We start from the raw sequence: 13,453 nt of genomic DNA on the forward strand, positions 1-13,453 counted from the left end.
CCTAAATAACCGGACAAATTTGTATAATATGTATTAATTTGATTTTATTCAGTACGTTATTTTAAGAGTTACGTAATAAATATAACGAAATGACTAGCCAAAAATCCGTCAAATTTGGTTTATTCCACCTATACTCAGGAGATAATAGCAGATAGTAGTCTATCTTTGCGAGCAGGAGGAATAATATGAGTTGGACAGGTATTGTTTTATTCGTACAGCTATTTTTTGGAGTGATCATCGGACTTTACTTTTGGAATCTCCTTAAAAACCAGCGAACTCAAAAGGTATCTATAGATAAAGAGTCTAGAAAAGAAATGGAACAACTCCGTAAAATGAGGTCCATTTCCTTAACAGAACCTCTAGCTGAGCGAGTAAGACCAACTAGTTTTTCAGATATTGTTGGACAAGAGGATGGAATAAAATCATTAAAAGCAGCGCTTTGTGGACCAAATCCTCAGCACGTCATTATTTATGGACCACCCGGAGTAGGTAAAACAGCGGCAGCACGTCTTGTAATGGAGGAAGCAAAACGCAATGCAAAGTCTCCTTTTAAGCAATCAGCTGTTTTTGTAGAATTAGACGCGACAACCGCACGATTTGATGAACGTGGAATAGCGGACCCCTTAATAGGTTCTGTTCATGATCCGATTTATCAAGGAGCAGGTGCGATGGGGCAAGCAGGTATTCCTCAACCAAAACCAGGGGCTGTAACACATGCACATGGAGGCGTTTTATTCATCGATGAAATTGGAGAGCTGCATCCCATTCAAATGAATAAAATGTTAAAGGTATTAGAGGATCGCAAAGTATTTCTTGAAAGTGCTTATTATAGCGAGGAAAACACACAAATTCCTACACATATTCATGATATTTTTAAGAATGGATTGCCAGCTGATTTTCGAATGATTGGCGCGACAACACGCACACCTAATGAAATACCACCAGCGATTCGTTCCCGTTGCTTAGAGGTATTTTTCCGTGATTTAGATCAGGATGAATTAGCAATTGTAACAAGAAAAGCACTTGAGAAAGTCAAAATGCAGGCGACTGAAAAAGGGATTGCTACACTTGCCTCATATGCAAGGAATGGACGTGAAGTGGTGAATATGGTTCAAATCGCCGCTGGAATTGCAATTTCCGAGGATCGCGATTTTATTAAGGATGAAGATATAGAGTGGGTACTTCATTCAAGTCAGTTAACACCTCGTTATGATAAGAAGATATATCCAAGTGCAAGGGTGGGACTTGTTAACGGCTTAGCTGTATATGGACCTAACACTGGAGCATTGTTAGAAATCGAGGTCACCGTTATCCCTGCTAAAGATAAAGGAACGATCAATATAACTGGTATCGTTGAAGAAGAAAGTATTGGGGACCGTGGAAAGTCTGTTCGAAGAAAAAGTATGGCGAAGGGCTCCATTGAAAATGTCATTACTGTACTTCGTTCAATGGGCGTTCCTGCACATGATTATGACATCCATGTTAATTTCCCTGGGGGGATTCCAATTGATGGACCTTCTGCAGGGATTGCAATGGCTACCGGTATCTATTCTGCCATTCATAAATTCCCAGTCGATCATAAAGTTGCCATGACAGGCGAAATTAGTATTCATGGGAATGTAAAGCCAATTGGTGGAGTTGTGCCGAAAATTAAAGCAGCAAAACAAGCAGGAGCAAAAAAGGTCATCATCCCTCAAGAAAATATGCAATCAATCTTAAAGGAAATTGAGGGAATTGAAATTATTCCAGTTACCAATTTGGAAGAAGTCTTTGAGATTGCAATTGAAACACCTGAACGGCAAAAGCAATCCAAGCAATCAATCATTCCGGCTTCAACTAACTTTTCAAAAACAGAATCTGTCTAAATGTAAAACAGTTTAAAATAGAAAGACTTCGACATACTATAAAAAGAACGTCGAAGTCTTTTTATGTTTTTCATCTTTAATATAAAAATGAAAAATCCTCCAAAATAGACACTAGCTATCAAATAAGATAAAATTTACATTTAAGAACATGTTCAAAAAGGAGGATGAAAAGGACCGAGAATTTCAAGGCGGCGCAGCTTTGAGTACCGGAGCGTATGCAGTTAATACGTGATTAACGGAGAAGCAAGCCAACGCAGAAATTCGATGTGTCATTTTCACCGGACTTTTTGAACATCAACTTTAAGAACTATATTCAATTTTGAGGTGTATGCAATGACAAGAAAAAAAGAAATCATTGTTCCTCTTTTACCACTTCGCGGATTGCTTGTCTATCCAACTATGGTTTTGCATTTAGATGTTGGCCGTGAAAAATCAGTGCAAGCATTGGAAAAAGCAATGGTAGAAGACCATATCATTTTTTTAACAACCCAAAAAGATGTGGCTATTGACGATCCTACAGAGGATGATATCTATAATATAGGAACATTAACGCAAGTAAAACAAATGCTTAAATTACCAAATGGAACAATACGTGTATTGGTTGAAGGACTTTATCGCGCGGAAATTAAAGAAATATTTGACAAAGATACGTATTATTCGGTTAAAGTAAGAACATTTGAGGAAGACGAAACAAAGGATGTAGAATCTGAAGCACTCATGCGGATGATGCTTGAGTATTTCGAACAGTACATAAAGCTTTCTAAAAAGATATCGACTGAAACATATACGTCTGTTACTGATATTGAGGAACCAGGTCGAATGGCAGATATCATTGCCTCCCATATCCCTCTCAAACTGAAAGAAAAACAAGAAATTCTTGAAACGATTGATGTTCGAGCCAGAATGAATAAGGTCATTACTATCATCAATAATGAAAAAGAAGTCTTAAGTCTTGAAAAGAAAATTGGCCAACGTGTAAAGCGTTCCATGGAAAGAACTCAGAAGGAATACTATCTGCGTGAACAAATGAAAGCTATTCAAAAAGAATTAGGAGATAAAGAGGGAAAAACAGGTGAGGTAACTACACTAAAGGATAAAATTGAAGCAGCAGGAATGCCTGACCATATCGAGCAAGTCGCTTTGAAAGAACTTGACCGCTACGAAAAAATCCCACAAACTTCGGCAGAGAGCGCTGTAATACGGAATTATATAGAATGGCTTTTGTCATTGCCATGGACAAATGCAACGGAAGATCGACTAGATATTCACCATGCAGAGGAAATCCTTGAAAAAGACCATTTTGGGCTTGATAAGGTAAAGGAAAGAGTACTTGAATATTTAGCTGTTCAACAATTAACAAACTCTTTAAAAGGGCCAATTCTATGTTTAGCTGGACCTCCAGGAGTTGGTAAAACATCGTTAGCAAAATCAGTGGCAAAATCACTTGGTAGAAATTTTGTGCGGATTTCTCTAGGTGGTGTTCGTGATGAATCTGAAATCAGGGGGCACCGTAGAACATATGTAGGAGCAATGCCAGGGCGTATTATCCAAGGAATGAAAAAGGCCGGTACAATTAATCCAGTCTTTTTATTAGATGAAATAGATAAAATGTCCAACGATTTTAGAGGCGACCCATCAGCAGCCTTGCTTGAAGTATTGGATCCTGAACAGAACTTCAACTTTAGTGATCATTTTATTGAAGAGCCTTATGATTTATCGAAGGTTATGTTCATTGCTACTGCTAATAACTTGGCAACCATTCCAGGACCACTACGTGACCGAATGGAAATTATCACAATCGCTGGGTATACTGAGCTTGAAAAAGTCCATATCGCCAAAGATCATTTATTACCAAAACAACTTGAAGAGCATGGTTTGACAAAAGGTAAATTACAAATAAGAGAAGATGCTCTATTGAATATTATTCGTCATTACACAAGAGAAGCGGGAGTCCGTAGTCTAGAGCGTCAAATCGCGAAAATTTGTCGTAAGGTGGCTAAGATAATCGTTTCTGGTGAAAAGAAACGAGTTGTCATTACCGAAAAAAATGTAGTTGAATTTTTAGGGAAACCGATATTCCGTTATGGCCAAGCAGAAATCGAAGACCAGGTTGGAGTTGCTACTGGACTTGCGTATACTGCTTTTGGCGGAGACACTCTTTCAATCGAAGTATCGCTAGCACCTGGTAAAGGAAAGCTTGTCCTCACTGGGAAGCTAGGGGATGTCATGAAGGAGTCTGCTCAAGCAGCTTTTAGTTATATTCGATCTAAAGCACAAGAATTAAAGATTGATCCTGACTTTAATGAAAAAAATGATATCCATATTCATGTTCCAGAAGGTGCTGTTCCAAAGGACGGACCTTCAGCTGGGATTACAATCGCGACCGCACTAATTTCTGCTTTAACTGGTAAAGCTGTCAGCAAGGAAGTTGGGATGACTGGTGAAATTACCTTAAGAGGCCGTGTTCTCCCGATAGGTGGTTTAAAAGAAAAATCATTAAGTGCCCATCGTGCCGGTTTAACGAAGATTTTATTTCCAAAGGAAAACGAAAAGGATTTAGAGGACATCCCTGATAGTGTAAGAAATGATGTCGAATTTATTCCGGTTTCACATTTAGATGAAGTATTAAAACATGCGTTAATAGAGGAGAAAAAATGAAAGTTACAAGTGCAGAAATCGTTATAAGTGCTGTAAAGCCAGAGCAATATCCAGAAGGAGATCTTCCTGAATTTGCGCTGGCCGGACGCTCGAATGTTGGAAAATCTTCGTTTATTAATAAAATGATTAATCGTAAAGCGTTGGCACGTACATCATCAAAGCCTGGAAAGACGCAAACTTTAAACTTTTACCTGATTAATGAATTATTGCATTTTGTGGATGTTCCAGGGTATGGGTATGCAAAGGTTTCAAAAACAGAAAGAGCGGCATGGGGTAAAATGATTGAGAAGTATTTAACAACACGTGAACAGCTAAAAGCGGTTGTTTTGATTGTTGATTTACGTCACCCTCCATCCAATGATGATGTGTTAATGTATGATTTTGCGAAACATTACGAAATCCCTGTTGTTGTTATTGCAACAAAGGCAGATAAAATTCCAAAAGGAAAATGGGATAAACACTTGAAGGTCGTTCGTGAAACATTAGAACTTGAGCCTGATGACCATATCATCAAGTTCTCATCAGAAACGGGATTAGGAAAAGAGCAGGCATGGACCGTCCTACAATCATATATGAACAATGAAAACAGTTAAAGCATATGCTTTAGCTGTTTTTTATTGATTAACCAAGCTTGGCGAAACAAAGGACATTATGGAGAATTGGGGAGATATTAAGGCGATTTTACCGATTCGGTTATAAGCAAGGGATTGGCCTAATAAGATAGAAGAAATGTTAGGTACACTTTACTAGCCGGATTTTGGTAGCCGTTTTTAGTAGAAGTAGAAAAAGGGGGAAACAAAAATTGAAAACGAAACTCATTTCTTTTTTAGTTCTGATGTTGACGGTTGGTGTTGTGAGTGCTTGTGGAAGTGAAAAGTCATCTCAAACAGGGATGAAATTAGTTGAAGACGGAAAATTTACGTTTGCATCATCTGGAGAATACAATCCTTTTAGTGTTACAGATGGAGACGGTGTTATGACTGGGTTTGATATTGAAGTAGCAGAAGCAATTGCAAAAGAGCTAGGTTTAGAACCAGATCAAAAAAGATTTAAATTTAACAGTATTGTAGAGGGTGTGAAAACAGGACGTTTTGATGCTGCAGTTGCAAGTCATACGATTACAGATGAACGTGCAGAGCATGTTAATTTTTCAACACCATATTACTATTCAGGACCTCAGATATTCGTAAGACCTGACAGTGAAGTAGCAAGCCTAGATGATCTGAAAGGGTTGGAAATTGCTGTTTCAAAAGGTTCTACTTATGCAAAAACAGCTCAAGAAGTAACTGACAATGTCGTTCAATACGACAGTGATGTTACGGCATTGGAAGCTTTAGCAATCGGCAAGCATGATGCTGTTATTACTGACTTCTTAACGGGAAAAGAAGCTATCGGGAACGGTATAGAAATTGAGGGGAAAGATATTCTTGGTTTAAGCGAGCAGGCCGTAGCAGTGGCGAAGGACAATGAAGAACTATTGAAGAAAATAAATGAAGCACTAGATACATTAAGGGAAGACGGGACCCTAAAGAAAATTAGTGAAAAATACTTTAAAGAAGATATCACAACGAATCCAGAAGAATAGGTATCATCATAGAAACGAATGTGATTTTTTCGCATTCGTTTCTTTTTCTAATAAGTACTTTGGAAAAAGGAGTTGAAGGTAATTGCCTGAATTTAGTCATATCATAGAACAGTTGATTGATTCGTATCCAGTATTTTTAAAAGGGATGCTACTTACATTACAAGTAACAATTGTTGCTATTTTCATCGCGGTTTTTATTGGTTTGTTTTTTGCATTCTTAAAAATCTCCGGGAAAACCATCCTCGTCAAGATTGCTGATTTGTATATTTATTTGGTAAGAGGAACCCCGTTGATCGTTCAAATCTTTGTCTTTTATTTTGGCTTATCAGCTTTAGATATATCAATGTTTTGGTCCGTAACACTAGGATTGGCATTCCATAATGGTGCATATATTGCTGAAATTTTTAGGGGTGCCATTCAATCCATTGATAATGGCCAAATGGAAGCGGGACAATCATTAGGAATGAGCAGGATTTTAACGATGCGAAGAATTATCCTACCTCAAGCGTTTCGTAGAGCAATACCACCCCTAGGAAATCAATTTATTATTGGATTAAAGGACTCATCACTAGCCGCATTTATTGGTTTAAACGAGCTCTTTAATGTATCAACAACATTGGGCTCAAACAATTTTGATTATATGACATATTTACTTATCGTTGCGATTTATTATTTAATTCTTGTCTTGATTTTTACTATTTTAGTTGGAATGCTCGAGAAAAAATTGGCGGCAAGCGATAAATAGGGGAAGGTGAAGTGAGTTGCAAAAGAAGGATATGATAAAAGTTGTCGATTTAAATAAATCATTCGGGGATTTACACGTGTTAAAAGATATTAACATGATTGTGAAAGAAAGTGAGGTTGTTTGTTTAATTGGAGCAAGTGGGTCTGGCAAAAGCACCTTGTTACGTTGTTTGAATTTCTTAGAATTAAAAGAAAGTGGAGAAATCATAATTAATGATGAAAATATCGAGTCTAATAGCCATAACCTAAATGAAATACGGCAACGAGTTGGTATGGTGTTTCAACATTTTAATCTATTTCCCCATATGACGGTTCTTCAGAATGTGATTGAAGCGCCCACTCAGGTTAAAAGATTTCCGAAACAAGAGGCCATTGAGCAGGCAAAGGAGCTTCTTGCAAAAGTGGGATTGGCAGATAAAATGAATGTGTATCCGTCAAAATTGTCAGGTGGACAAAAGCAACGTGTTGCCATTGCTCGGGCATTAGCAATGAAACCCGAAATTATGTTATTCGATGAACCAACATCAGCCCTTGACCCAGAATTAGTCGGTGAGGTTCTAAATACAATGAAACAATTAGCAAATGAAGGAATGACCATGATTGTAGTTACGCATGAAATGGGATTTGCTAGAGAGGTTGCAGATCGAGTTATCTATATGCATGATGGGAAAATTGTGGAGGTCGGAAAGCCTAGGGACATATTTGAAAATCCGAAAGAACAGCGAACGAAGGACTTTTTGAACTCTATTCTTTAACAGAAAGATACGTATCTCAAAGACAAACTTTGAGATGCTATTTTTTTTATAAAAATAACCCACGGGACAAGTTCTTCGTGGGCAAATTGCATTTTGGTATAATTTACTTTTTCTTAATGAATAATAAATAAAAGCCGATTCCAATCACAAGGACGGGCCAATAGTTCAAAATAAATGAAAACCCACCTTCAAAAAAGCTTAACCATCCCATAAATCGGCTGTAGTTGAGAAACAATAATGAAATAAATAATAGAACAATACTAGGGAATAGCCCATTTTTTGTTTTAAAATATGTAAATAGCATTCCAAGACCAACAATAAGAAGCAAGGTACCCGGCTGTTTTGGCCAAAAGCTGAGTTGGTTGAGACTGTGAAAATGAAATCCAAATCCAACCAGAATTACTCCAGGTAAAACACTGCCTGGATTGTTTTCAAGATAAGCTTGAACGAGAAAGGCAATCCCGACAATGATGATGAGTGTTTGCCAAGAATAGAAGTTAGTAAATACTGGTATACCCAGTTGTTGTAGTAAGAGATAGCAACCAATCCCTAAAAGGATGATGCCAGAAAAGATATTATTTTTTTTCATATGATCCCCCGTGCTATTAACTTGATTTGACCCTATTTTTTTGTTAATGTAACGATTGAAGTCAAGATGATTAAATCATTTATATAACTGCCTTTATCATTATTATCTATTATAAATTTATCTTAGCATAGGTTGTCAAAAACTGTTCACACATTTTTCGACAATCCGCAACGTATTACATGGTATAATAGTAGTAGTTTTTTGGACGAATGATCCATTATGATTATTTAAAAGGTTGGGGTGAGAGATATTATGCATACACTAATGGTCGGACTTAATTATAGAACAGCCCCTGTTGAAATACGTGAAAAATTAACTTTTGATCCGGATAGCATTGCACAAGCTATGAAGGAATTGAAAGGGAAAAAAAGTATTCTTGAAAATATTATCGTTTCAACTTGTAATCGGACAGAAATATATGCTGTAGTCGACCAATTGCATACAGGACGCTACTATATTAAAGATTTTCTTTCACAATGGTTTGGTATTGAGAAAGAGGAATTTACTCCATATTTAAGTATCTTTGAAGATGAGGGAGCAGTTGAACACTTATTTCATGTTACTTGTGGATTAAATTCTATGGTTGTTGGTGAAACACAAATTCTTGGACAAGTACGTTCAAGCTTTTTATCAGCACAGGAAAAAGGAACATCAGGAACTGTTTTCAATCATTTATTTAAACAGTCTATTACATTAGCTAAACGCGCACATTCAGAAACTGAAATCGGCTCAAACGCTGTTTCAGTAAGTTATGCTGCTGTTGAGCTTGCTAAAAAAATCTTTGGGGACCTTACAAATAAAAATGTTCTCATCTTAGGTGCCGGAAAAATGGGTGAGTTAGCTGTTCAAAACCTACACGGTTCAGGCGTAGGTAAAGTAACGGTAATGAATCGAACTTTTGAAAAAGCACAAAACCTAGCTGAGAAATTCCAGGGTGAAGCCAAGACTATAGAGGAACTTCAATGTGCCCTAGTTGAAGCTGATATCATGATTAGTTCAACTGGAGCTAAGGGATATGTGGTTACAAAAGAGATTATGCAGGATGTCGAACGCATGAGAAAGGGTCGTCCTTTATTTATGGTCGATATTGCTGTACCGAGGGACTTAGATCCAGGACTTGCAGATTTAGAAAGTGTCTTTTTATATGATATTGACGATTTAGAAGGAATCGTGGAAGCCAATCTTCAGGAACGTAAGGTAGCGGCTGAAGAAATAGAGCTTATGATTGAATCAGAGATCGTTGAATTTAAGAACTGGTTGAATACCTTAGGCGTAGTTCCAGTGATATCAGCTCTTCGCAAAAAGGCATTAACCATTCAAGCTGAAACAATGGAAAGTATTGAACGAAAGATGCCTAATCTTTCCGAACGTGAGAGAAAAGTATTAAATAAGCACACGAAAAGTATCATAAATCAGCTATTAAAAGACCCTATTTTACAAGCAAAGGAACTTGCTGCACAACCAAATGCAGAGGAATCACTTTCATTATTTATGAAAATCTTCGATATTGAGGAAGCAGTTGTTTCTGAGCAGGGGATGCAAACGGCTAAGAGTAATTTGAACAAGGTAGCAAATAGACAGCAGCCTTCTCTACAGTCATAATGAGGAGAAAATCGATATGGTAGAGATGAATGTAATGAGATTACATGAGTTCACAGTAATTCTCTATGCCTTAAGTGTCCTACTTTATTTTATAGACTTTCTTCATAATAACCGGAGGGTGAATAAGTTTGCCTTCTGGTTACTTGCATTTGTATGGGTAATTCAATCGATTTTTCTATTAACGAGACTGCTAAGTACAGGTAGATTACCGATTTTATCTATGGTGGAGGGGCTTTATTTTTATGCATGGGTGCTGATAACCCTCTCTTTAATTTTAAACAAATATTTGAGAGTAGATTTCATTGTATTTTTTACAAATTTATTAGGTTTTTTCATAATGGCATTGCACACATTTGCTCCAGGTCAGCACGGTTCAAGTGCAGTGGAAAGTCAGTTAATCTCAGAATTACTTATGATTCATATCTCGATGGCGATTCTTTCATATGGCGCATTTTCGTTATCTTTTGTTTTTTCGATTCTGTATTTGATTCAATATAACTTATTGAAACAGAAAAAATGGGGAAAACGACTCCTTCGTTTAGATGATTTATCAAAACTAGACCATATGTCATATGTATTGAATCTCATTGGAGTGCCCATGCTTTTACTATCACTTATTTTAGGTTTGTTATGGGCCTTTATTAAGGTTGATAATTTTAATTTTTACGATGCAAAGGTGGTAGGATCGTTTTTTGTTCTAGTTATCTATGCATGGTATTTATATAAAAGGGTGGTCCAAAAGCTTCAAGGAAAGGCCATCGCTAATTGGAATATTGGAGCATTTTTACTTTTGCTTGTTAATTTCTTTTTATTTGGAAGCTTATCAAGTTTTCATTTTTGGTATACATAGACAGGAGGTACATTCATGAGAAAAATAATTGTTGGGTCTAGAAGAAGTAAATTAGCTATTACACAAACAAACTGGGTTATTCAACAGCTTAAGGATCTTGGTGTTCCATATGAGTTCGAGGTAAAGGAAATCGTCACTAAAGGGGATAAAATCCTTGATGTAACTTTATCTAAGGTCGGAGGTAAAGGCCTTTTTGTTAAGGAAATTGAACAAGCTTTATTCGATAAGGAAATTGACATGGCGGTTCATAGTATGAAAGATATGCCCGCAGTGCTACCTGAAGGCCTAATTATTGGTTGTGTGCCAAAACGTGAAGATCATCGTGATGTAATCATTTCCAAGGGGAATGTTTCCTTTGAAAAGCTTCAAAGTGGGGCTATCGTGGGTACAAGTAGCTTAAGAAGAAGTGCACAGCTTCTAGCAAAAAGAAACGATATCGAAATTAAATGGATTCGTGGAAATATTGATACGAGACTTGCAAAGCTTGAGAACGAAGATTACGATGCAATTGTATTAGCAGCAGCCGGCTTAAAGCGTATGGGGTGGTCTGACGATGTAGTATCCGAATTCGTAGACCCTGAGGTTTGCTTGCCAGCAGTAGGTCAAGGTGCGTTAGCAATAGAATGTCGTGAAGATGATGCAGAACTTTTAGTAGCATTGTCAAAATTTAATGATGAATATACGGAAAAAACGGTTGCAGCTGAACGTGCATTCCTTGATAAAATGGAAGGCGGCTGTCAAATTCCAATCGCAGCATATGCAACTATGTCCGATGATAATGAGATTGCTTTGACAGCTTTAGTGGGCTCTCCTGATGGAAATACGATTTACAAGGAACAGGTCTACGGTCATAATCCAATCGAGGTTGGTCATGAAGCAGCAAATAAATTGACAAATCTGGGTGCAAAAGAACTCATCGACAAAGTGAAAGAGGAGCTAAATCAGTAATGGAAGGCGAACAACCTCTTTTAGGGAAAAGAATCTTAAATACGAGAGGTAAAAAGCAAGCTGCTGAATTTTCAATGAAAATTACAGCGGCTGGCGGAACGCCAATTGAACTTCCGTTATTAACATTTGATAAACCGAAAAATACAACGATTATTAAGAATACAATAAGCAATTTAAAGTCATATGATTGGTTGATTTTTACGAGTAAGAATGGTGTAGATTCCTTTTTCGATTTTTATAATCAGGTAGTGGAAGAAGCGGGAATGAACCTTCCACTACCCAAAATTGCTGTAGTTGGCACAAAGACAGAAAAGGCTCTATTAACAAAGGGATATAAACCGGAGTTGGTCCCGGAAGAGTTTATCGCGGAAGGCTTGTTTAAGAGTTTAAAACCTTTTGTGAAAAAAGGTGCTCGCTTTTTACTTGCTCGTGGAAATCTAGCACGTTCTTATTTAGTTGATGAATTGATTAGGCATGGGGCAGAAGCTACCGATTTAGTTGTCTATGAGACGGTTGGAGATTCTCGTGAAAAAGAGCGCTTAATAACGCTTTTAAAAGACAAACAAATTGATATTATAACCTTTACAAGTCCTTCAACTGTGAAGCAATTTTATAAAATGGTTGAACAATTAGAGTGGCAACTTTGGACAAAAAATGTGATATTTGCTTGTATTGGACCGGAAACAGAAAAGTGTGCAAAGCAATTACATATACCAATTCACATATGTCCTGCTAATTACACCATTGATCATTTATTAACGGAAATCGTCGATTATTTAAAAGCGCAAGAAGGAGAAAAATAAATGGAAAAATTACAATTTGCAAGACATAGAAGACTACGTCAAACGGCAAATATTCGAGCATTAGTACGTGAAACTCATCTTCATACAGATGACCTAATTTACCCATTGTTTATCGCTGAGGGCGAAAATAAGAAAGTAGAAGTTCTTTCTATGCCTGGTGTATATAATATTTCATTGGATTTACTTGAGCAAGAGCTTGATGAAATCGTAGAATTAGGAATTAGATCTGTTATATTATTTGGTGTACCAAATGAAAATGAAAAAGATGAAACGGGTACTGGTGCATTTCATGACCACGGAATTGTCCAAAAGGCAACTCAATTAACAAAAGAAAAGCATCCAGACTTGGTGGTAATCGCTGATACATGTCTTTGTGAATATACATCACATGGGCATTGTGGTGTAATAGAAAATGGACAAGTTTTAAATGATCCTTCCCTTGAACTATTAGCAAAAACGGCTGTAAGCCAGGCAAAAGCTGGTGCGGATATAATTGCCCCATCTAATATGATGGATGGCTTTGTGACAGCGATTAGACACGGCTTAGATGAAGCTGGATTTGAAAATGTTCCAATTATGTCTTACGCGGTTAAATATTCATCAGCATTCTATGGTCCATTCCGTGATGCTGCAGGGAGTGCTCCTTCCTTCGGTGATCGTAAAACGTATCAAATGGACTATGCGAATCGTCTAGAGGCATTAAGAGAAGCTGAATCAGATATTGAAGAGGGTGCTGATTTCTTAATTGTAAAACCAGCATTGTCTTACTTGGATATCGTGCGTGACGTTAAAAATAATTTTAATGCACCAGTGGTAGCTTATAATGTGAGTGGCGAATACTCCATGATTAAAGCGGCTGCTCAAAACGGATGGATAAATGAAAAAGAAATTGTTATGGAAATGCTAACAGGAATGAAACGTGCAGGTGCAGATTTAATCATTACGTATCATTCAAAAGATGTTGCTCGCTGGTTACAGGATAAGTAATTGTTTTATTAAGCTTATTAAGGGGCCTGCCCCCCACCGTGTTAACGCATTAACGCATCGGGGGTCA

Annotated in this window: 12 protein-coding genes; 11 read left to right on the plus strand and 1 reads right to left on the minus strand. The window is 37.2% G+C overall.

Annotation, left to right across the window (positions count from 1 at the left end; genetic code table 11):
• Window positions 1-185 precede the first annotated feature (185 nt).
• The 6 genes from lonB to NST91_RS08085 all read left to right on the plus strand — a co-directional run bounded on the left by lonB (window position 186) and on the right by NST91_RS08085 (window position 7,607).
• Complete coding sequence (lonB, locus tag NST91_RS08060) at window positions 186-1,865, plus strand: ATP-dependent protease LonB (RefSeq protein ID WP_121447680.1); 1,680 nt, start codon at window positions 186-188, stop codon at window positions 1,863-1,865.
• A gap of 333 nt (window positions 1,866-2,198) precedes the next feature.
• Window positions 2,199-4,523 (plus strand): endopeptidase La, encoded by a 2,325-nt coding sequence (gene lon / locus NST91_RS08065; RefSeq protein WP_341330712.1) that lies wholly within the window; start codon window positions 2,199-2,201, stop codon window positions 4,521-4,523.
• On the plus strand, window positions 4,520-5,116 hold the full coding sequence (gene yihA, locus NST91_RS08070; protein ID WP_341330713.1) for a ribosome biogenesis GTP-binding protein YihA/YsxC: 597 nt from the start codon (window positions 4,520-4,522) through the stop codon (window positions 5,114-5,116). The genes lon and yihA overlap by 4 nt, the downstream gene beginning before the upstream one ends.
• Window positions 5,117-5,358: 242 nt before the next feature.
• Window positions 5,359-6,108, plus strand: coding sequence for a transporter substrate-binding domain-containing protein (locus NST91_RS08075; protein WP_341333513.1), 750 nt, complete (start codon window positions 5,359-5,361; stop codon window positions 6,106-6,108).
• 82 nt (window positions 6,109-6,190) lie between these two features.
• Window positions 6,191-6,853 (plus strand): amino acid ABC transporter permease, encoded by a 663-nt coding sequence (locus NST91_RS08080; RefSeq protein WP_341330714.1) that lies wholly within the window; start codon window positions 6,191-6,193, stop codon window positions 6,851-6,853.
• 31 nt (window positions 6,854-6,884) lie between these two features.
• Window positions 6,885-7,607 (plus strand): amino acid ABC transporter ATP-binding protein, encoded by a 723-nt coding sequence (locus NST91_RS08085; RefSeq protein ID WP_341333514.1) that lies wholly within the window; start codon window positions 6,885-6,887, stop codon window positions 7,605-7,607.
• A 103-nt stretch (window positions 7,608-7,710) separates the two neighbouring features.
• Here NST91_RS08085 and NST91_RS08090 read toward each other — a convergent pair whose 3' ends face one another.
• Window positions 7,711-8,196: a LiaI-LiaF-like domain-containing protein gene (locus tag NST91_RS08090; protein ID WP_341330715.1), complete on the minus strand. Its 486-nt coding sequence runs from the start codon at window positions 8,194-8,196 to the stop codon at window positions 7,711-7,713.
• Between the two features lie 252 nt (window positions 8,197-8,448).
• Here NST91_RS08090 and hemA point away from each other — a divergent pair, with 252 nt between their 5' ends.
• The 5 genes from hemA to hemB are packed head-to-tail and all read left to right on the plus strand — an operon-like array spanning window position 8,449 to window position 13,386.
• A complete protein-coding gene (gene hemA / locus NST91_RS08095; protein ID WP_341330716.1) occupies window positions 8,449-9,798 on the plus strand; it encodes a glutamyl-tRNA reductase in 1,350 nt (449 codons plus the stop codon).
• 16 nt (window positions 9,799-9,814) lie between these two features.
• Window positions 9,815-10,648: a cytochrome C assembly family protein gene (locus NST91_RS08100; protein ID WP_341330717.1), complete on the plus strand. Its 834-nt coding sequence runs from the start codon at window positions 9,815-9,817 to the stop codon at window positions 10,646-10,648.
• Window positions 10,649-10,663: 15 nt separating this feature from the next.
• Window positions 10,664-11,596 carry a hydroxymethylbilane synthase gene (gene hemC / locus NST91_RS08105; RefSeq protein WP_341330718.1) on the plus strand — a complete coding sequence of 311 codons (933 nt, stop codon included), beginning with the start codon at window positions 10,664-10,666 and terminating at the stop codon, window positions 11,594-11,596.
• On the plus strand, window positions 11,596-12,399 hold the full coding sequence (locus tag NST91_RS08110; protein WP_341330719.1) for a uroporphyrinogen-III synthase: 804 nt from the start codon (window positions 11,596-11,598) through the stop codon (window positions 12,397-12,399). The genes hemC and NST91_RS08110 overlap by 1 nt, the downstream gene beginning before the upstream one ends.
• Window positions 12,400-13,386 carry a porphobilinogen synthase gene (gene hemB, locus NST91_RS08115; protein ID WP_341330720.1) on the plus strand — a complete coding sequence of 329 codons (987 nt, stop codon included), beginning with the start codon at window positions 12,400-12,402 and terminating at the stop codon, window positions 13,384-13,386. It begins immediately after the preceding gene.
• Window positions 13,387-13,453: the final 67 nt, after the last annotated feature.

The sequence above is a fragment of the Ferdinandcohnia sp. FSL W7-1320 genome (assembly GCF_038050315.1).
In the GTDB taxonomy this organism is placed as follows: Bacteria; Bacillota; Bacilli; order Bacillales; family Bacillaceae_L; genus Ferdinandcohnia; species Ferdinandcohnia aciditolerans.